At 57.4% G+C, this 20,327-nt stretch carries 16 protein-coding genes; 10 read left to right on the forward strand and 6 right to left on the reverse strand.

Annotation, left to right across the window (positions count from 1 at the left end):
- The first annotated feature begins 128 nt into the window (after nt 1-128).
- The gene (locus tag IEY62_RS20795) at nt 129-1,031 is read left to right on the forward strand and encodes a LysR family transcriptional regulator (RefSeq protein ID WP_189021306.1); all 903 of its coding nucleotides are present in this window, start codon (nt 129-131) and stop codon (nt 1,029-1,031) included.
- A gap of 304 nt (nt 1,032-1,335) precedes the next feature.
- Nucleotides 1,336-1,728 carry a hypothetical protein gene (locus tag IEY62_RS20800; protein WP_189021307.1) on the forward strand — a complete coding sequence of 131 codons (393 nt, stop codon included), beginning with the start codon at nt 1,336-1,338 and terminating at the stop codon, nt 1,726-1,728.
- Between the two features lie 33 nt (nt 1,729-1,761).
- On the opposite strand, the gene IEY62_RS20805 is transcribed toward IEY62_RS20800, so the two are convergent.
- Nucleotides 1,762-2,676 (reverse strand): ABC transporter substrate-binding protein, encoded by a 915-nt coding sequence (locus IEY62_RS20805; RefSeq protein ID WP_189021308.1) that lies wholly within the window; start codon nt 2,674-2,676, stop codon nt 1,762-1,764.
- 554 nt (nt 2,677-3,230) lie between these two features.
- Here IEY62_RS20805 and IEY62_RS20810 point away from each other — a divergent pair.
- Both IEY62_RS20810 and IEY62_RS20815 read left to right on the forward strand, forming a co-directional pair.
- On the forward strand, nt 3,231-4,733 hold the full coding sequence (locus IEY62_RS20810; protein WP_189021309.1) for an amino acid permease: 1,503 nt from the start codon (nt 3,231-3,233) through the stop codon (nt 4,731-4,733).
- A 296-nt stretch (nt 4,734-5,029) separates the two neighbouring features.
- Complete coding sequence (locus tag IEY62_RS20815; protein ID WP_189021310.1) at nt 5,030-5,899, forward strand: metal-dependent hydrolase; 870 nt, start codon at nt 5,030-5,032, stop codon at nt 5,897-5,899.
- Between the two features lie 159 nt (nt 5,900-6,058).
- Here IEY62_RS20815 and IEY62_RS20820 read toward each other — a convergent pair whose 3' ends face one another.
- The 3 genes from IEY62_RS20820 to IEY62_RS20830 form a co-directional block, all read right to left on the reverse strand.
- A complete protein-coding gene (locus IEY62_RS20820; RefSeq protein ID WP_189021311.1) occupies nt 6,059-6,331 on the reverse strand; it encodes a hypothetical protein in 273 nt (90 codons plus the stop codon).
- A gap of 340 nt (nt 6,332-6,671) precedes the next feature.
- A complete protein-coding gene (locus IEY62_RS20825) occupies nt 6,672-7,604 on the reverse strand; it encodes a zeta toxin family protein (protein WP_189021312.1) in 933 nt (310 codons plus the stop codon).
- On the reverse strand, nt 7,605-8,090 hold the full coding sequence (locus IEY62_RS20830) for a helix-turn-helix domain-containing protein (protein WP_229785493.1): 486 nt from the start codon (nt 8,088-8,090) through the stop codon (nt 7,605-7,607).
- Nucleotides 8,091-9,393: 1,303 nt separating this feature from the next.
- Between IEY62_RS20830 and IEY62_RS21945 the strand changes: the two genes are divergently transcribed.
- From IEY62_RS21945 to IEY62_RS20855, 6 genes are all read left to right on the forward strand, one after another.
- A complete protein-coding gene (locus IEY62_RS21945; protein WP_407671509.1) occupies nt 9,394-9,747 on the forward strand; it encodes a 4-fold beta flower protein in 354 nt (117 codons plus the stop codon).
- A gap of 762 nt (nt 9,748-10,509) precedes the next feature.
- Nucleotides 10,510-11,031 (forward strand): hypothetical protein, encoded by a 522-nt coding sequence (locus IEY62_RS20835; protein ID WP_189021313.1) that lies wholly within the window; start codon nt 10,510-10,512, stop codon nt 11,029-11,031.
- Between the two features lie 276 nt (nt 11,032-11,307).
- Nucleotides 11,308-12,384, forward strand: coding sequence for a DUF4062 domain-containing protein (locus tag IEY62_RS20840; protein WP_189021314.1), 1,077 nt, complete (start codon nt 11,308-11,310; stop codon nt 12,382-12,384).
- 87 nt (nt 12,385-12,471) lie between these two features.
- A complete protein-coding gene (locus IEY62_RS20845) occupies nt 12,472-12,678 on the forward strand; it encodes a ribbon-helix-helix protein, CopG family (RefSeq protein ID WP_229785494.1) in 207 nt (68 codons plus the stop codon).
- Complete coding sequence (locus IEY62_RS20850) at nt 12,675-13,043, forward strand: type II toxin-antitoxin system death-on-curing family toxin (protein ID WP_189021315.1); 369 nt, start codon at nt 12,675-12,677, stop codon at nt 13,041-13,043. Before IEY62_RS20845 ends, IEY62_RS20850 begins: the two co-directional genes overlap by 4 nt.
- A 148-nt stretch (nt 13,044-13,191) precedes the next feature.
- The gene (locus tag IEY62_RS20855) at nt 13,192-14,325 is read left to right on the forward strand and encodes a tyrosine-type recombinase/integrase (protein ID WP_189021316.1); all 1,134 of its coding nucleotides are present in this window, start codon (nt 13,192-13,194) and stop codon (nt 14,323-14,325) included.
- A 279-nt stretch (nt 14,326-14,604) separates the two neighbouring features.
- Here the strand turns inward: IEY62_RS20855 and IEY62_RS20860 are convergent, their stop codons facing one another.
- Nucleotides 14,605-18,210, reverse strand: a complete 3,606-nt coding sequence (locus IEY62_RS20860) for an NACHT domain-containing protein (protein ID WP_189021317.1) — start codon at nt 18,208-18,210, stop codon at nt 14,605-14,607.
- A gap of 208 nt (nt 18,211-18,418) precedes the next feature.
- Complete coding sequence (locus IEY62_RS20865; RefSeq protein WP_229785500.1) at nt 18,419-20,053, reverse strand: hypothetical protein; 1,635 nt, start codon at nt 20,051-20,053, stop codon at nt 18,419-18,421.
- Nucleotides 20,054-20,327 lie beyond the last annotated feature (274 nt).

The raw sequence follows: 20,327 nt of genomic DNA on the forward strand, positions 1-20,327 counted from the left end.
CAGCGCAGAAGCCTCTCCCCGGGGCCGTGCTCCCCGCTTCGGGGCCTGCGAGTAGATTGGGGGTCACAGAGTGGGACCCGGCCGGCGAAACAGGACAAGATAGGGACAGCGACGCTAAGGAAGAGATCATGGCCATCAGTTCCAGCCAACTGCAAACACTGCTCGCTGTCATGAAGACAAGCTCCTTCGCTGCCGCCGCAGAAGAGGTCGGTTACTCGCCCTCGAATGTCTCGCAGCAGATGCTGGCACTCGAGCAGGAGACAGGAGTGCGGCTGTTCACGCGCCACGCCAGGAGCGTCACGCCCACGGAGGAAGCATTCGCGCTGGCCAAGCAGGCCGCACGTATCCTGGCCGGGGTGGACGTCATGATTACCAGTTCACGGGCGGTTCAGGGTGCAGGTAAGGACCTGTTGCGGGTGGGGATATTTCCCAGCCTTGCAGCAAGGATCCTGCCCTTGGTGTTGCGGCATCCGGACTGGGAGGAAACAGGGGTGGACCTGCGCGTGTCCGTAGCCGAGCCTTGGGAGACTGCCGATGAACTCAGGTCTGGCGGACTTGATGTAGCTTTCGTGTTCCAACTCGGAGACTCCAGCCCGTCCTGGCCGCCGAGTATCGCCAGGGACCACATAGCCGAGGACTCCTTCAAGGTGGTCATTCCCGCTACGTGGGGGATCGCCTCCAACACGCTCATGAGCGTGGATGATCTCTCATCCAGGCCGTGGATCATGCAGTACCCCGGCGGCAGCGACGGGATCGTCATAGAACAGCACCTGCGAAGCCATAACTTCCGGCCCCGCGTCGTAGGTGTCAGTGATGATTTCAATGCCACAGCGGCCTTGGTCGGGGCCGGCATGGGCGGCGCTTTCCTTCCCGAACTCTCACTTCAACGCGCAGAAGGCCTGGTCCGCGTCCGCGTCGACGGCTTGGAAATGAGTCGAAACATCATTGCGCTGACCTCCAGGGAGCGGCCCGGGTCCCGGCCGCAGGCGCTCATCCGGCTTTTCAGGGAAGCACTCGAAGGCCCCCGGTAAGCCTCGGTGTTCGATGCGGCGTCAACAACGATCAGCTCCAATGCGGCATTGCCGCTGACAAGTCAGCGAAGCCCCACGATCCCTGATGCTGTGCGCGGGCGTCCGAACCGGGGAATTACATTTCCCAATGGAAGCCTAAGCACCGGCGACCTGCCGTTGGTCAACGGACAGCACCAAGTCAGACGGGTCTGCTCTGCGCATCAGAGCTGACCTGGCTCGTGGGTCTCTGTCCACTGCGCCGCCGCAGGGAACTCCGGGAATCAATGGCATCCGCACGAATCTACGCCGAGTCAGGGACCGACACATGACGGATCGACAACACCTAGCCGCGACCTTCAACGGCCATCAGTTGACAGCGGTTACCGAAGAACCGACCACCAAACGCATCGTTGTCGACCCGTCCGGGAAGCTCTTTTGGATGCCGCCATTTCACGCCGGCGAGGCCGAAGAATCGCTTCTATACCGATCTGGCCAGCGGGTGAGTTTCCATCTGAACGGAGCTTTCAGAAGGGGGATCATCGATGTTGTCATGCCTGATGGCACCCTGTTGTGGGTGTGGCTGGACGACGGGGCAGGTCGACGGCTGCTTTCCGCCGATGATACGACCCTGCTGGTGGAACCGGAACCTGTGGAGGACACCCCACCCCCAGCACTGCCGAACGGCGCCGGAAAGCCGGATACGTCAGCGTTCTGCTGACGTATCCGGCTCCTGCACCGTGCCGGTCCCGGACTACTCGAGGTTGGTGGCCGGGTTCACTTCGGCTTTGTCCACAGCGGTCTTTTCCTGGCCCCAGGACTTAAGGATTTTCTCGTAAGTCCCGTCGGCGATGAGGCTGTTGACAGCGGCTGCGACGGCGGTAGCCAGTGGTTCGTTGTCCTTGGCGACTGCGATTCCGACAAGGCTCGGGTCCACGGCGTCCCCGAGGGTTTCAAGCCGGTCGCCGGTTTCGGACACGGCGTATCCGGCAGCGGCCGACATGGCCACGAACGAGTCGAGGCCGCCATTGATGAGCCGCGTTGTGACGTCCGTCTGGTTGGTGAGTGTAAGTACTTCAATAGCAGGCTTGCCACTGGCGACGCAGTCATCGGATTGCTTTCTGACGGCGCTCTCCTGAAGAGTTCCTGTTTCGACCCCTACCTTCAAGCCGCACGCATTCTTGCTGTCAACTTTCTTCGGGTTGTCTTTCTGCACCACCCACTGCGTGCCACCGGCGAGGTAGCTAACGAAGTTGACGGCCTTCAACCTCGTGGACGTCACGGTGAAGGAGGACACGCCCACGTCATATTTCGGGCCGAGCGAAGGGAGAATGTTGGCGAAGTCGGCGTTCTGGAATTCCGCCTTTAAGCCCATGCGCGCGGCGACGGCGTTGGCGATGTCGATATCGAAGCCCATGGGCGTTTGGCCGTCGGCGCCGCCAAGAAACTCCGCCGGAGCATAGGTAGGGTCGGTCGCCACGGTCAGGGTGCCGTCAGCCCTGATATCAGCGGGAACGCTCGCCGCGATCTGCTCGTCCTGACTGACATTGGCGGGATTGAGGCTCTCGGGAGACGATGTTCCGCCGGCCTGCTCGGACGTTGAACAAGAGGCGACAGACAACGCGATCGTTGCGGCCAGAACAAGGGCCAAGCCAGTTCTCTTCTGCATGATTTGCACTTTCTATAGGCACATATGTCCGTTCTTGGGAACGTTGTGGTAACGCTACGGTTCACGGGAGGATGAGCAATCGGCCATAAGAAGGACCGCACTCTGGCCACGAATTCGCCTGCAAAGGCCGAGAATTTCTTACGGACAGCCGCGTCGGCCCCGGAGTGGGTTATATGCCCAACATTTCGATGGCTCCCCGTACGTTAAGTGCGCGACCGGCCTCAAGATGATGCATATTTCCTGCGCCTAGGGGGGAGCCTGCGGGCGTATGGCTCACTCCGGCTTACGGTGATGCCGCTCACAGCTAAGTAAAAACTAGGCTCGAGAGGCACCCGCACCGAGGCGGGGACTGAAAGCTCGAAACAGGAACGGCCTCAACCATGAATGACTGAGAATGGCTTGCGCGGTCTGCCTAGGCAGGCTCAGGGTCGAAGACGACTCCTGCGCGTTGGCTCCTCGATGCCATCCATGATGAAGCAACCGCCCCGCCCTCGCAGCGCTCATCAGTGCGTCCTGCAGCCGGGTGCGCACCTCCAAAAGATTGAAAGGCAATAATGGAGAATTCTCCAACACGTGGCACACGGCCGCCCCAGACGGGGTTGAGTCTCATCCAGCAGGTGAAAGCCCGCAAACCGCTGCACATGCTGAAAAAGGAATCAGACACTCAGACAACCGGTCTTAGGCGGAGCTTGAGCCTGGTTCAACTGACGATGATCAGTGTGGGCGCCACTCTGGGAACTGGAATTTTCGTCGTTTTGGGTGATGCTGTACCCATTGCCGGGCCCGCCATCTGGATTTCTTTCGTCATAGCAGGCGTTGCGGCCATGCTCTCAGCCCTGTCGTACGCGGAAATGGCAGGGGCCGTACCCGTCTCGGGATCCAGCTACTCCTATACCTACGTCACCATGGGTGAAGGGCTGGCATGGATTTGCGGATGGTGCCTGCTGCTGGAGTACGCAGTCTCCGTAGCCGCCGTGGCTGTCGGAGCCGGTGAATACCTATCCGAAGTGACCAAAGCGTTCGGTATTGACCTTCCGCAAGCGCTGATACAACCACCGGGCGATGGGGGAGTGTTCAACGTTCCAGCGGTCGTGGTCGTACTGCTCGCCGTTGTGTTGCTCGTTCGAGGATCCCGTGAAAGCGCCGTCGTCAACACCATCCTCGTAGGTCTCAAAGTAGCTGTACTGCTGCTCTTTATCGTCGTCGCCTTCAGCGCATTCGAATCACGGAACCTTGAACCACTTGCCCCCATGGGTCTGGCCGGCATAACGGCTGCCTCCTCCAGGTTGTTCTTCTCCTACATTGGCTTCGACGCGGCTTCCACCGCCGGCGATGAAGCAAAAAACCCCCAACGTGACCTGCCCAGAGCCATCGTGATCTCGATGGCTGCCGTGACGGTCCTTTACGTGGCCGTCGCCGTTGCCGCCGTCGGCGCCCGACCCTGGGGCTGGTTCGACGGTCAGGAATCGGCCTTGGTACGCATCCTTGAAGAAGTCACCGGAACCGTGTGGGTCTCCCTGATTTTCGCCATCGGAGCTGTCATCGCCATCGTCAGCATCGTCCTGGTCACGCTTTATGGCCAGACCCGTATCCTGATGTCAATGTCACGCGACGGAATGATCCCGCCTGTATTCGCCAAGGTCTCCCGCCGCACCCACACCCCGATCGCCAACACCCTCATCACCGGTGGCGCCATCGCTGCCGCCGCAGGGCTGATCCCTCTCGGCGAACTGGCCGACGCAACCAGTATCGGAACCTTGTTCGCGTTCGCGCTCGTCAGCATCTCGGTCATCGCCCTGCGTCGCAGCCAGCCCGACATTCCACGTACCTTCCGGGTCCCTCTTTACCCGTTCACGCCGATACTTGCTGTTGTTATGTGTCTGGTTCTGATGCTGAACCTCGGGGGAAGCACCTGGATAGTTTTCGTGATCTGGATGGCGCTCGGGGCTAGCATTTACCTCGCATACGGTCGCCGGCATTCCGTTGTGGCGCGCAGCTTTCAGGAAAAAGACACACCAACTGAAACGAAAACCGCGGTGGATCAACTACGGCTCTGAACATGCAGGGGTTGGGAAGGGTTTCCTCCTCACAACCCAAATTTGGCCGTGCTTCATACTGTACCGACAGAACGCGGTGTCATGGCTGGCCCAAGCTATGACACCGCGTGCACCCACCGGATCAGGCTAGGTGCGGTGATCTCTGACAGCAATGCCAGCCGCCACCTATGCTCTGGTTGGGGTGAGCCTAATTCCGGACGGAATATCCTCCTCGAGCAAGCGCAGTCAGAAGGACAGACAGTGCCTCATGACAAATCTCGCCCCTTAACGACGTACTCGAGCGAACGGACTAACCCATGCCCCTGCCTACTAACGACACCTTTGTTACCTATCCGGACGGCGCGATCGTTTCGATAGGAACCGTCCTCCACGTCAAGTCGCTGACTGCCGGGCGGTCAGCGGTCCTGCTCGACATCACGGCATTCCATCCCGTCGAAATGGCATGGCCCGACCAGCCAGCCGACCGCGGAACGATGACCACTACAGCTGGTACCCAGCCGATCCTCGGGTGCGTCACCGGCGGAATCCGCGACGGCGAACTTCATCTGGGCACGGACATGCCGGTCCGGATGGGAACCGATGGGTGGGTTTTCGTTGTCGCACATCTCATCGAAGGACCGCCCCCAGCGGTCGGTGAATCGGTACAGATCGACGTTGAAGATGACCTTCGTGCCGCTCTCTCAGCCGGACATACCGCCTGTCACCTCGCCGCGCTTGCCCTCGACGCCGCACTGGCAGCAGCATGGACCAAACCCGTGGTCAAGGATGCACTGGGAAACCCTGCCTTCGACTCACTGGCCATCCAGCATTCGCGCATCGACGCGCACCGATCCACGGACACCTACCGCATCGGAAAATCCCTCCGGAAAAAGGGATTTTCTCCCACCTCGCTCGACGACCCTGCGTCCGTTGCTGAACGTGTCAACGCCCAGCTATCGCAGTGGATCCAGGCCGGAGGCGCCGTGCGGATCGACCGAGAGGCGGCAGCTCTTTCCGCGCGACGAACCTGGGTTTGCGAGCTCCCAACCGGACGCATCAATATCCCATGCGGGGGCACCCACATCCAGGACCTTGCAGAACTGTCCGCCATCAACGCATCGCTCACGATAGCCGAAATCGACGGCGGCCACCTGCTCATCATGGAAACGGTAGCTGCACCGAACTGAACCCTTCACGCCTGCCAGTGGAAGCCTCCAACATTCAGGGTAGAACCAACCTGACAGCAGTATAGCCTCGTCATCACGGAGTCCAACCCCGGCAACCCAGTCCAGACCACGCCTGGATTACATTCACAGAACTCGTCGAGAACTCTTGTGGCTCGCAATCTACGCGGCGACAGGGACAACCTTGTCCACTAGAAGAAAATCATCGTGCAGTTGGCCGGCGCCGGCTGCTGGGGACGCTGACGACTCGGCACCCCGCACGTTGGTAATGACGCATGCCGGAGAGCGGGCGTCGACCCGCGGATCGTCTGCGCCACTGAAGACCTCACCATTCAACTGCGGTTCGTGGAGGCAGGAACGGCAATAGCGGCCCTGCCCGGGCTCGCACTCCACGACGGGTCCCAACTTACGGAAGTTCCCGACCGCTCCAGGCATCCAAAGCCGCCAAGCTCTTCTCGCATGCCGCGAAACTTCCGCCAGCCATCATGCGATCATCGCAGTCGCCGCTGCCTTGGAAAGAGCCATCGCTATTTATGCTTAGTGCGGGCTGCGGCGGACTGGCTGGTGGGCTCTGTTGGAAGCGCCGGATGCTGAATGGACGGAATTCTCGTCTACTTCTACTCCCGTACTTTGAACGCCGATAATGGACGTTATGTAAACCTGAACCCTGCGTATCTCATCAGATGAATCAATCCGCCCCATCCCTGATCCTGTCGCGAACTGCCGCAGCACCGCAACGCGGCCATCAATAACTGCCCATTGGCCGTGCAACGAGTTAGTCCTTGCGGGCGCGGTCGTCAGGGCCGGTTGTTCTGGCGTAGGTGTCTTGGAGGTACTGGGGTGGTGGGCCTGTGTGCTTGCCTACGAGTCGTCGGTAGGTCTGGATTTCAGTGTTTTCCTGGGTTTTGACGAGGAGTTCGAGAGTATCAAAGCCGGTTGTCGTTCGGCTGTTGAAGAAGTCCACGGCGTTTCGGTTGCATTTGGAGAAACCGCCGGTGGAGTCGTAAAGCGTTGTGATGGCGTCCTTTGGGGTGAAGCGTCCTCCGCGGATGTGGGTTCCGTTGATGGTTCCGATTCTCCCTTCGGACCATCGCAGATATGCCTGTTCAAGGGCAGTGGCTTGGTCTACTTCGATGTCCAGAAGAGTGACGCTGTTGTAGTCGTTGAGTTCCAGCCATTTTAGGTAACGGTTGGGCAGCCCTTCCCACGAGAGGGTTCCCTCGATGACGACGTTCTCTTGCGCTTCAAGGCAGCGTTCGATGAGCCGGCTGGCCAGATCAACAGATTCGTTATGGACGAGAGTCGAGAGTTCGTTGGGCATGATGGAGTACCCGTCTGCGAGTCTGCGGGTCAAGAGGCTGTCGAACCGGCCTTCCTGAACCGCATCATCGAGCAGGCGTACTTTGATTTCGTCTGCGTCGATTACCCGCCACCCGGGCCCTCCCATGTCCAGGGATTTCCGTGTTGTGGTTTTCCCGGCACCAGGTGGACCTGCAGTGATGATAGCCGCGAGGCCGCTCTTTTCGATTTCATCGGCGCCTTCGGCGAGAAGTTCATCGAGCAGCACGCGTTGATACCGTAGCCGGTCCGTGGGCAGAGGCTGTTCTGGCACGTACGTGGCCCAAGCGGCGTTGCGGTGCAGTTCCGCTCCCGGGCTTGTCAGGGTATTCAGTTCGGCTTCAACCAGGCGTAGCGTCTGCTCGTCCATTTAGTCCACCGTGGGGTGAGCGGCTTCCACGATGGCCTCGTAGTCTTCCCCGGTGATCAGGTCCCGAAGAAAAGCATCGGGTATGTCGTCCCACGTGCCGCCGGTCAACTGACCTTCCGGGTTGGCCGGTTCAGCGTCCTGCGAGTAGGTGTAGTTCCATGCCTTGAGTTCCTTAAGCATCAGTTCGTGCTCAATGCGCCCGGCATGAAATTCCAGGATGACTTCCCGAGGCGTTTTGTCCAACAAGTCCGGGAAACTCTTGATCTTCCGCAAAATACGGTGCACCTCGGGTTGTGAAATAGACAGACGACGCGCGATCTCAGCCTGTTTCAGACCCACGCTCCGTGCCGCCGCACATGCTCGCAAAACCTCAAGCCGGTTCAACTCCCGACCCGCGTATACGCGGGCGAGCTCTTCCTGAATGGTCTGCAACATCTGCCCCTTCCCGCCGATATCAACACACTTATTCATTTTGTATTGGATCAACGGTACTCCTGGAAGTTGTCTCCGGGAAGACCATCCAGCCTTGCGCCCCACGCTCCTGTCAACGCTATTTGAGGGGTCCCCATCAAAACGTTTCCACGCGGAGCCTCTATCGCGTATCCAGTAACAGCTGACCCATAGTGGGCTCAGCCAGGTGACACAGAGGTCCTACAGCGTGGTGCCCCGTCGCCCCGAGCCATCGATTTCTGAGCTCTGCACGGGCTGGGGGTCTTCTTGTTCTTCTTCGCGTCGGCGGGCGTTCAGTTGCGCCTCTGGGTCTTGTGCGGAGGCGTGCACCTGGGCGGCGACGTGGTTGAGGCGGTGTCATGTTTCCGCCTGGTCCCTTCAGCACCTGTGTTTGAAACGCTGCACGAGGTCTCATGTCGGGCAGCTACCAGATGTTGATAGCAGCGCTATGACGTCACCGATGGATCGGGATGTGCCCCGGCAGCAGCGGCGGACGAATTTGAGCCCTACCCATATTCGGGGCCTGCGAACGCGAAGACATCGGGCAAGGCGGTTCGGTGTCTTTACGGCCGGTTCTCGTGGGAAACTACATTCGTTGTCGATCAACCAGTCCCTGGGGGTACGAGTGCGGCTTGCGTCCGTGCCGGATGGGAGAACCACTCTGACCCGTATCTCCTGAACGGGTTCGAGCACTGGAGCGTGCAGGTATGCCTTGAGCTTCTTGCCGACGAACAGGCCTCGACCCAGGACTGGACGGACCTGGGTAACCTGTTTGTCGTGGAGCTGAAACCTGACATGGTTCACTATGCCGATCATGCGAAGACGAGGAACTGACTAACTCGCTACACAGTCTTCTGGCATACGCGGGACGAGCTCACAAAGCAATGGGGGCTTCCCGTCTGCTCACGGCCTCCACTGGACCGATGAGGCATGTGGCGGTCCGTCTAGGCGGAGGCGGACACCCTGTGCCTGATGTTGGGCCACTGGCGTTGCGGGTGTGGTTGTCCAGGTATTCCTTCACTGCTGAGCGCAGTACGTCAGGAAATTTCCTGCCTTCGGAATCGGCTTGGGCGCGGAGCAAGAGGTCCATGGTTTCTGGTATCTTGACCGCGCCACAGAAACGAGCGGCCGCCGTCAGGGTCAAGAGTGGGGCGCCCGCCGAGGGCTTTCACGGCCTTCTGCTCGGCGGGGCTTTCCGCGGCATCCTGCAGGAACGCCAGCGATTCGGCGCGGCGCCCGCTTCAGAGTGTCCGGCTCGAACGTGCGGGCCGTATGTTCCCAAGTCCACAGTCATGGGTGGTCTCCTCATAATGTCGGGGGTCTGTGACACGCTTGAGGCATGGAAGCTATTTACGATTCGCGAGGCGATGTCATCGGTTGGCTTGAAGATCCAATGGTCCGGAATTTGCATGGGGCCGTGGTCGCCTGGCACAAGAACGGAACCATATTCGATCTTCATGGACATGAGAGGTCTAAGTTCTCTGATGGGTATTTTCGACTAGAAGGTGACGCGTTCGCCTTTATCCAGGGCGCTCACAGCGGGCCCACTCTGCCCATCCGGTCAATACGACCAATCCGGCCAGTCCGTCACGTGCGTCCGGTTAGGCCCGTATTCTCCGTCCCCTCAGTTGCACATGTTCGTTCGCGCAATTGGAGCAGCAAAAGCCCGTCCGAGGTCATCCCAGGTCTGTAGCTTTTTTGGTGTAGTGGTTGGAGTGGTGCACCGACGGCATCGGTCATACCTACAATGTTCAGGCCGCCCTCTATTGCTCTGCCTTGGCGCGGGCGTGGACCTCGCCAAGGATGCGTCCTCGATATCAGGATTGTCTTTGCGGGCGTAGGAGTTCGTCAGCCCTTGCCGCTAAGGCCCTATTGGTGACCACAAACAAGCTGTCCCAAGTGAGCTCATTCGTGCGACAGCCGGTGCTGTCGCTAGTGTTTCCGAGGACTCATAGAGAAGAGTCACCTTCCTGTGGCCAACGACCTAGCTTTCCGTTCAGAAGCCAGTACGAGAGCATATGACCTACCCTGCTCGGTCTAAGGCAGCTGCCAACAGATCGGGGTTCTCGGCGTATGAGCGGGATGAGTAGAAGTAGATGAAGAAGTCGGCTCACCGTGCCTTTTCTGGGGCGGTACCACGGCTGCATGAGGATTGGGTCATGACCACCGCCCGCCCGAACGACGTCAGTGGGATGCGCAGGTAGACGGCAAAGACTACTTACGATGGTCTTGCGATCCTGCACAATAAGCCGCCCAGCTACCCTGATCCGACTAGAGCTGTGCCTTTATTTTGAGGGCAGGCGACACAAATGCATAGTTATCTCATGGATAAATTCATTCGAGACCGCGCTGGGCTCGCTATAACGGCCATTGCCTCGTTGTGTACCATCATTGGATTTATCGGCTGGCTCGTGCCCCAGATCCGGGACTTTGCGATAAGCACCCCCCTCCTGGGTTGGGCGATTGCATTGGTTGGGATTGCTGTTGCGTCTGCCTTCCTGGTGACCACCACATCCAGCTGGATCAGACCAAAAGCGAGATCGAAGAGCTGAAAAAGGATTTCGAGCGGCTCAGTTCCCCCGTGTCGGAAACGGACGCAGCGCACTTCCTTAATTTTGCCTATCAAGTAGATCTGAAACAGTCGGAACTCAGGCATCTGCTGGAACCTCTTTGGGCGCCCTATTCCATTGGTCAGTCCCTGTTGCGCCATTTAGGAGATGAGATGAATACATGGAGTTTTGCTTCCTCGGGGTTCCGCAATACTGAGCTCGATGAAGCAGCTCGGCACTTCTACTACTGGACCAACGTACTCGTACCTTCAACCAAAGACTGTGGGTACATGGAGATCGGCAGTCGGTTCGGAAAAGATGTTGATGCATACGGCGAAGAGATGGAGAGACGCCGTAGCGCCCTTATCAAAGCGCAGCAACGGGTGGACCGCCTAGTCACAAAACACGGCCTGCGGGCTCAATCATGAACTTGGGAGCTTTCCTATCCAATACCGACCTAGCGCTTCCGAAGGCTGTGATCCTTGCCCAAGGCGGCACCAGAACGGCGAAAATGGCTCAGCGTTCCGTCGCCCGTCTTCACGAACAGCCGGTAAACGCCATCACTGCCGCGCTTGGGGAAATAGGTGCAGAACCCCTGATATCAGCAGGAGGTAAGCGTCTCCCTCCCGTTCTTCATGAGAGCAGCCGAGTAAGATATATGAGAGTTCCAGCACTCAGAAGCTATATGACAAAAGGTGGACGCCTTGGCCGCAACAGCGAAATACCAAGTTTTTATTAGCTCAACATTTGAGGATTTGAAAGAAGAGCGCGATCAAGTGATCAAGGCTGTTCTTGAGATGGGGCACATACCCGTTGGAATGGAGATGTTCAGTGCGGCGGATAATGAGCAATGGCAGATCATTGCGAAACACATTGAAGAGAGTGATTATTACGCCGTCATAGCCGCGCACCGACTGGGCTCTTTGACGCATGAGGGAACTAGTTATACGCGCAAGGAATATGAATATGCGCTGAAGCTTGGAATACCTGCATTAGGATTTGTAATCAATGAGAAGGCCCCTTGGCCTTCTGATAGGATTGACAAGGATTCAGTTAAGCAAACTGAGCTACAAGCGTTCAAGGCGCTAATCCAGGAGAAGCCTGTGGGCTACTGGTCCACAGCCGATGAATTATACGCAAAGTTTTCCCTTGCTCTAATGAAGGCGATCACGGCGAACCCGCGCGAGGGATGGATTCGTGCCTCATCAGCGGGAGCAGGACCGGAGGTTACCGCCGAGTTATCACGGCTCAGCGCCGAAAACGCCGATCTTCGCAGTCGCCTCGAGATCTCAGAAGGTGCTGCAGAGCGCGAAGAGTTGGAGCAGCTCCAGAGCACTCTCCACATCTTGATGGATACAGAGCGAAAACCTTCCTACAGATACACGGGGGCATCTGACTGGCATATAGCGGAGGACTGCTCGCTTTTCTCTATTTTTCTTCGTCTGGCTCCGGAGATGATGGCAGAAGCCTCAACTGAAGACATGTCTCGTCTCTTAGCGATGGACATTCGTGGGGATACCAGCAGGGATCCCGATATCGTTGCCTATAACCAGTTCAATGAGCTCATGGCTGACTTCATGACGCTCGATCTAGTGAACCCCTCGGAGCGCGAGCATGCTCCTAGTGACGTCAAAAACTACTGGATACTTACACCGTTTGGAATTCGTATGTTGAAGGCTATCCGGAGAACGACTTTAGCTATGAAAAAGGAAAACGCACCAGAAGATTCGGAACAGAAAACGCAAAGTACTCCCCATGAGAAAGAGCCCTTTTTGAGCTGACTTGAGATCGCCTGTTGGGCGCCCCGCCAGCCGGATCTAGGAACCGCTTCATCTGCTTTCCTGGTACCGTTTTGGTACCATGGGTGTATGGCTATGAATCTGCGGGTACCGGAAGACCTCGATCGACGACTGGAGAAGCTGGCCGCCGAGGAGCACACGTCCAAATCCGCGCTCCTGCTGCAAGGGGCGGAATTGGTTCTGCAACGGCATGCCCGCCGACGCGAGATCAGCCAAGGCCTCGATTTCGTCCTGAGCCATGATGCTGAACTGCTGACGCGGCTTGAGGACGCGTGACAGCATACCTGGATATCGAGGACGCACTCCAGGTCGTTGACCGGTACGGCTTCCACATTCGGGACGTTGGCTTGCTGGCCTCGGCACTGACCAGGCCATCCACAACAGTCATGGGCGCAGAAGCTTATCCCGAACTTTCGCTGAAGGCAGCTGCGCTGCTGGAGTCCGTCGCCCGGTTCCACCCACTTCTCGACGGGAACAAACGAACCGCATGGACCCTCATGGTGCTGCTGCTCTGGGTCAACGGATACCGGCACGACTTCACCACCGGTCAGGGCTTCGAGCTCGTCGTCGGTGTCGCCGCAGGCACCATCGAGCTGCGGGATGCTGCCAGCTTGATCTCCCAGCACCTGGTGCCTCGCTAGTCACGCATGGAACCCAAGAGTCGCTCCAGAAGCACGCGACGGTATTCCTTATCAGCGAAGGCTTCCCGGTCATCTCGGGACCAGGGAACGACCCGTCAGCCGCCGAGCAGCTATTGGAAGCCAGGACAGCCGGGCGTAGCCTTCCCTCGTGGTCAGCATCAACACACGCCTCCGCTGGGACGGCTCCATCGCATACTCCGTGCGTTGGCGCGAACTCGGGACCCGACGCCAACGTCGCCTAAGCGTAGGCTCCGAGCAGGAAGCCCTCAGCCTGGTCGAACATCTTCAGTGCCACGGCCGACCTCCAGAAACCGAGTCGCCGAGCGGCCGGCCCGGTTCTCTGACTGTTGCCGACGTGGTCCAGGAACATATCGATCTTCTTATCCGGCCCGCCTCCGGGGCGATCGCCACGTACCAGCGGATTCTGGAACTGCACATTCGCCATGCCATAGGCCACATCGCGCTCGAGGATTTCGGCTACCGCGATATCGTCCAGTGGATCAAGGGCCTGAGCTCCAAAGGCATCGCGCCTAAGAGCGTCCACAACATGCATGGACTGCTATCGGCGGCCATGAATACTGCCGAGCGACTCCAGTACATCAGCCGAAATCCATGCCGCGGCGTCGCATTGCCAGCTCTCGAGCGCGTGGACGACGGCGCCCGATTCCTGACACCTGAAGAATTCTTCCTGCTCCTCGACGGCATGAACCGGAACTACACAGCATTTGTGCAGTTCCTCGTCATGACAGGAACCCGATTCGGAGAAGCAACCGCGATCCAGGCCGCCGACATCGACCTGACCTCGCGCGTGCCAACCGCACGAATCAACAAGGCGTGGAAACGGGACGGAGAGTCGGGCTACTACCTAGGCCCCACCAAAACCGGGGCGGGAAGACGCACAATCGGGATCAACACGAGCCTTGCAAACCTGCTCCGCCCATTGCTATCTGCCAGGACGGGCACCGATCTGGTTTTCACCACCGCCGCAGGGGGCCACATAGGCCACAAGCCCTTCTGGCAGCACTACTGGGTGCCAGCCGTACATCCAGCCCAAATCAACGGTCTGACAGAGTCCCCACGGATCCACGACCTGCGACATAAGCACGCCTCCTGGCTCATCCAGGACGGCGCAATGCCTCTGTTCACAATTTCACGCCGGCTCGGTCACGCATCCGTGCGGACAACCGAACAGATCTACGGCCACCTCATGCCACAAGCACTTCAAGACGGCGCAGACGCCACCGAACGCTCAGTTCAAGGCTTCATCCATCCTTCGCAGTGAGAGCTGAAGATTGAATCATTTCGACTACTCCAGCGCACTCCCCCAACTGCTGTCCGATAAAGCCCATAACCGATGTTATGTAGAGTCAAGCAATGATCACTGCATCTGTTGCGCGATCACACCTCCTCCACCTAGTGGCCCTGAATTAGCTCCGACTTGGCGTCGCAAACCGCCCGACGTCGCCCGTAGAGCCACGAAGTGTCACGATATAATTGGCGAATTCCGGTCAAATAGCGGTTGGCCGAAGCTCCGGTCGCATTATGCTCACCCCAAGCCAAGCTATTCAGGGACTATGAACCACTCCTCGCGGTCAGCGAGTTCCTTAAGAGGGATGACACTTGAAGACGAACTGAGCACACGGTCCGCCTGAACCAGGGCTGTAGTTGGGTAAACCGCCGGTTCTGACAAGACATATTCAGCGGTGTGCTCATCGAACTCTAACTCTTTGGCATGGAAGTGAAAATTAGGACCGCAAGCTGCAATGATCCCCAATTCCTCCTCCGTCATTGGGGTACCCTGATCCCGCACAGCCCAATAGGCATTGGCGTAGGTTTCAAGAAGGAACCTGTCACCGGATATAATTTCCACAGCCTTTACGTCGAATCCCAATGAGCCCAAATGGCACAAAGGAAGCATCAATGCCGCAAGTTGAGGCAGGGCCTTGACAGCTACCGCCACCGTATACGGTGAACGCTGAACATTAGTTCTCGCGATACCCCTGATAGCCATGCCAATTCTTTCCAACGAATCCGTGGGTAGTTCGGCAACCAAACTAGTTGCTTGATCCAGCAACTGCAGGATCACTTCGTCGTCAGCGCAGGTGACAAGCGCTAGAACCCAAGCCTCAGCTTCTAGGGGCGACGCAACGCTTCGAAACGCAAGGCTCCACCACGACACGTCGTTCCGACCGGTCAGAAGCTCGGACAGTAAACCACTTGAGGCCATTCGCCCACCAAATGCGGCCGGGTTCCTTTCTTCTGCACGAGTTGCAATACCACGAGCTAGAACCTTTTGGGTGGCCGCAGATATGGCGACTCGGACGCTAAGCCAGTTAGGTCCGTACTCGTCTTCCAGTACGTTGGCCAACTGACTCCACATAAGGGTGCTGCCTCGTCGACCTGCGGTAATTCTGAGAACTTCCTGCACACGCTGTCCTAGGCCCGAGGCCTTCTTCATTCGGCCAAGGGCATTCGCCTGGCGGGGAAAATTTGGGCGATCATAATCCTCGTAGTCTGGTTCACCATCACCCACTTGATCAGTTTTAGCACCTCTTGACAGAAGAAATAGAGGGTCGCAAACTTCAAACAGATCGGCGGCAAGGGAGTTCCCTCGAGGCTTCGAAGTCTCACCGTGCACAGCGACCTTTATGAACTCCGAGTGGACAAATGATCCACTTTCTGCGCTCACGCCGGCTTCAAGGAGCAAGACCGACGCTTGTGGAGTGCCACCGATCAGCTCCTCAGCCCGGTCGGCTGCTAGGAAGCGGGCAATGCCTAAAGGGCCAAGCAATCGAAACCAAGAATTTCGTAACTCGTCACGTACGGTTAATTCAAATTGCTCATTCCACCACGTCAAGGTTTCACGAGATGAGGTCGAAATTGACGCCAAGACCCTAGCCATTTTGAAACTCAATGGCCCATCCACTCTTTGAGCGATGCACGATCGGAGGAAATCCGTCAAGATGTCTGCACTTGGTTTGCCGAAAATAGATCGATTTTCCGGTCTACGCGGCCTGCTACGGGCCACCGACTCTACAACTCCCACGCCGTCAAAAGCACCCTCCGCAACGCGCTTCCTAGGACGTGACGCTGCGTCAAAGACGCCGTCCTCCAACAGAATCTTCCCTACTCTCCTGCTCCAGAAGGGACGATCTGCAGTCTCGAAGAGATCTTCAACTTTGTCCGCCAGTGTCGATATCATCCCATCGTCAAACATGCCTGCCATGAAGCGGGTAACGTTGAGCCAATACGGTCGGTGCATCAGCGCCAGCATGCGCTCAAATCTGTCCACACCATGCCCTCGTGAGACAGCTGGCGCGGTTGTAAATAGATGCTTGGCAGCAAAGTATTCTCGAATAGGCTGTACTTCGAACTCAAAATATTCGCCAGTCCGACTTGTTAGAACCCACACTCTTTGTGTTACAGCAGTGAACAGTGCATTAGCGAGCGACGATTCTACGCCCAGGTCTACCAAGCGATACTTCACCAGCCGTATTAATTCTTGTCTCGTGGCTCGTCCAGTGCCCCCATCACTCTCCGCGTCTGCATGCAAATGCCATCCGATGTATGCCGTTATACGCTCAACCGTATGACGGTGTCTTTTTACAACATCATTCTTGGATGTTTCACGGTCCAGGAACAGCTCCATATAGCTGGCATAAAGTGCAGTTCGGTTAGTAGGAACCGATTCACCCCGCCTATAGATCAAGAACAGTAGTATAGCGAGCTGCATAGGATTAGTTGCCAACTCACTCACGTGAGGTTCTGCAGATCGAGCAAGGAAGACTTTGCGGACGTCCATCGCATCTTGGCCGCTTAGCTTTTGACTTGAAACCCATCGATCTAAATACGTGTTGCGGAGTTCATTGGTGAGCGGGAGTAGCTCGAAGTAGGAAAACTTGTCGTCTCGTGGCTCGGCTGCACTCGCATAACTTGGGCGAGCCGTCACAACAATCCGGGTAGATCCGCGGTAGGCGCGCGACCTCTCTTGAAAGGCGTGGATCTCGTCGACCACTTTCTCCCTGTTGGTAGTCTCGGCCACTTCGTCCAAGCCGTCGAAGCCCACAAAGCTCGGTAGCCAATCCAGCAGAAATAACACATCGTCGGTTGTGACGTCAGCTCCACCGCTGTCTTTTCGCAGAGTCCTGGCGATGAAGGATTCGACCCCAACAGGTTCGGTGGCATCACGTCGACTGCCCCCATCGCCGCCTGCAAAGGGGTCGTAACCTGCAACCCAACGAGCAAAGATCCGCAGGTCCACCCGATATGGTATTCGCGGTATGTCTGCTAACGGAGGTGAGCCGATGGCTCTCATTGGGTCTTCTTTACCACCTAGAAAGATTGCGCGATGAACCTGACAAATAAACTGCACCAAGGTTGACTTCCCTTGACCAGGCGCGCCCAGAACCACTGAGTTGAGATTTTGTCCTGGCTTAGTCAGCAATCCCACTCCCGTGGTGAAACCAGGAGTCCGGACGTCCGCACCCATCCGATGAATCAATGGTGCGGCGGGAACATCGATGAAAAGGTTATTCAATTCCACCCCATCTAGTTCGCCATGCTTGAAGCGAACTTCGCTATCCTGCCCGCGTTGAAAACTAGCAACGCTTCGCAAAGTCTGGGTTAGTCTATTTTTCCGTTCGATCAAAAACTGTGTGTGCGTAATAGATCGGATGATATCCGCGCCTAACAGCATGTCCGGATAGGCAAACTTCAGCTCCGTCGGTGCACTATCCAAGGCACGACTTAATTCGTTTCGCCACCATGCCCTCATTTTCAGACCGAAGCGCTTACTTTCACTGAGGAGATGTGAATTAAGTCGATCGATTCTTCCCGTATCCTCATGCGCTGTGCCGGGGACATTAGTGACCAAGAGCCACTCTTCAGTCCCGCGCTCCTTCATCTTCCGAAGATTGCCCTCCTCAAGCTTAATGATCTCCTTGAGCCACTTCACAGGATCGCGTTCTTGGCGTTGGTCTCGAACCCACTTGACCTGGTATGAGAACACCTTTACACCGGTCTCGTCCTGTAGTTCAAAGGCATCATGGCCGCCGTCGGGTTGGCGGATGGGAGGCACCGAGAGATCCGGGTGAAGGTGAAGTAGCAAAGCTTGAACCATGAGCTGAAATGCGTCATCCCCAAGATCTTCAAATCTGTACTCCGCCACGCCACCCTGCTTTCAATGTAGTTGAGTAGTTGATTCTTCCAGAGAGAAGCTTGACAGCCCCGTTTGCACACATACGCGTTTGCGCCAGTGACCTCGGTTTTTACGCCTGTCACAGTGCTGCGATCGTAGTCCTAGGTAACTCGATTTTCGTAGCGTTCGACGTCCGGATACCAGTCCTTGTTCGAAACCCCCGAGGGGACTTCAACTGTCATCTGTAAATGCGTAACGCATCTACCAAGACAGGTTGGGAACCCTCGGGACCAACGGCCGTCTGCAGGTAGCCTTGGGGACTCTTTCCGGCGTAGACGGAGCTCCCGTACAGCGTCGTCGACGCGAACTTCGCCCACAACACTTCGACCTCCCCAGAGCCCGACTTAGACTTGCAGGTGCCCGCCCATCCGTCGTATCCAGAAGGCGGGATTGGACCCGCTCCGGAGCTCAGGCGGCAAGCCATGCCGTTGGCCAACTCCAGGTAGAAGGGCCCGGCAACCTCGCTGACGCCGTTGGGTCGTTGTGTGACCTTCATCCCCGTGAAGATCTTCCAAGCCGACGGTTCACCGTCCATGCAAGCCAGCGCAGTGGTATCCCCGGGGTTGGCCAGGCAAGGGTCGTAGACGCCTCCGCTGGCAGGGAAACACCTGAAGGCGTCGGCCCGAGACGAGACGCTGGATCCCAGGCACATGCCTTTGTTAGCGGCTGTCGAGCCACCATTTTCTGTTTTGGATTTCTGGAGAGTACCCGAATCAGACCAAGGCGTCAGGTCAATGATTTCGGTCTTAGTGGCGTACTTCGCCTTCAGGTACTTCTTCAGTTCTTCGTTTGCGGGAAGGAAGAAGAATTGGCGCAGGATGGGATCAAGCAGGCTGTCTCCAATGATGGTTCCCGCCGTCAGCGTCAGTTTCGCGACCGCATAGGTTTGGCCCGCTGCCCTTATTGCTTTTCCGATCGTCTTTCCCGCATTGATCGACTGCTCCCAGTTTGCTCCAGGCTTCATCTTCAACCATGCTTTCGCCGTAGCGACCGCTATGGCGTCTTTGCGATCATTCAGGCAAGGCAGAAGTTCCTTGAAGGCGGCGCCTACTGACTGATCCTTTGCAGCTGAGTTGAGCTTCCCGCCGCATTCGATTAAGGACATCATGATGAAGGCACCAGCCAGGCCGCCAGCCGCGTTTCCTTCGACTGCTTGGTACATGAGACCTCCAATCACAAAGGGGAGCTGGGAATCGACTTCTACGAGTGGTTGGTTAGTGTTGTTCCCCCACAAGTCCAGCAATTCTGCACGCTTGAAGCCGAAGCGGTACTCTCCAAGCGGCTGAATGAGGTACTTATCCCCCCACCCTCCGTTCAGCGCTGCTCCGACGGCGACCTGCGTCCACGTCGCCGGCGCAGCCTCCTCCCACATGTCACTCCACGCCCAGGCGGGCTTGATGGCCGTGGCTATTGAGCCGGCGTTTGGCCGATTCATGACAACCCGGACTTCCATAATGTCCGGGTCGTTTCCGTCCGTTCCCACACACCACAGCACAGGGGCGTTGATGTTGTCCTCTGAGAACTGTGGATCCGCCCAAGGAGGAATGCCCCCTGAACAGTTTGGTGGATCAGTCTTGTCACCTAGAACTTTACCGATCCCGTTGAAGGCCTTTTCGATCAGGCTATATGGGGAAAAGTGGTTGACCGTTGCGGAAACTACTCTCCGGTTCGACGAAATCTCAGAGGGACTGATCTCCCATTCCTCCGTATTGGTGTTCCAGTAGCCAATGTTCGCTTCGCGATCTTGTGCCACTGGCACGTCAAGTTCGAAGGCTATCAACGCTCCATTTGCAGGAAGCGAACCCTCGACCATCGTCAACGTCACCGCCTCATGGAGAGTGGCCCCTGACGGCAGAGCGTCCCGCATAGTGTCAGTAATTTCGAGGGCCTCGACTTTGGCACTCAACCCCGGCGGGGAATTCGGAAAGGTGACACTCACACGCGGTGAGCCGTTGGCGTTTTGGGCCTTGGGGTTATCCCACGGCCAGGAGCATGAAGCTAGTAAAAGGCACAAGATGAGCAGTGCCACTCCAACTATCGACTGGTGATGCTGTGCGGTCCCGCCAACTCTACTCACTGTCTCCCCT

It is taken from the genome of Paenarthrobacter histidinolovorans (assembly GCF_014647595.1).
Taxonomy (GTDB): domain Bacteria; phylum Actinomycetota; class Actinomycetes; order Actinomycetales; family Micrococcaceae; genus Arthrobacter; species Arthrobacter histidinolovorans.

Excerpts from the sequence above, each read along its gene's own strand:
- IEY62_RS20795 (WP_189021306.1), top strand. The coding sequence starts at position 129 with ATGGCCATCAGTTCCAGCCAACTGCAAACACTGCTCGCTGTCATGAAG.
- IEY62_RS20800 (WP_189021307.1), top strand. The coding sequence starts at position 1,336 with ATGACGGATCGACAACACCTAGCCGCGACCTTCAACGGCCATCAGTTG.
- IEY62_RS20805 (WP_189021308.1), bottom strand. The coding sequence starts at position 2,676 with ATGCAGAAGAGAACTGGCTTGGCCCTTGTTCTGGCCGCAACGATCGCG.
- IEY62_RS20810 (WP_189021309.1), top strand. The coding sequence starts at position 3,231 with ATGGAGAATTCTCCAACACGTGGCACACGGCCGCCCCAGACGGGGTTG.
- IEY62_RS20815 (WP_189021310.1), top strand. The coding sequence starts at position 5,030 with ATGCCCCTGCCTACTAACGACACCTTTGTTACCTATCCGGACGGCGCG.
- IEY62_RS20820 (WP_189021311.1), bottom strand. The coding sequence starts at position 6,331 with ATGCCTGGAGCGGTCGGGAACTTCCGTAAGTTGGGACCCGTCGTGGAG.
- IEY62_RS20825 (WP_189021312.1), bottom strand. The coding sequence starts at position 7,604 with ATGGACGAGCAGACGCTACGCCTGGTTGAAGCCGAACTGAATACCCTG.
- IEY62_RS21945 (WP_407671509.1), top strand. The coding sequence starts at position 9,394 with ATGGAAGCTATTTACGATTCGCGAGGCGATGTCATCGGTTGGCTTGAA.
- IEY62_RS20845 (WP_229785494.1), top strand. The coding sequence starts at position 12,472 with ATGGCTATGAATCTGCGGGTACCGGAAGACCTCGATCGACGACTGGAG.
- IEY62_RS20865 (WP_229785500.1), bottom strand. The coding sequence starts at position 20,053 with ATGGTCGAGGGTTCGCTTCCTGCAAATGGAGCGTTGATAGCCTTCGAA.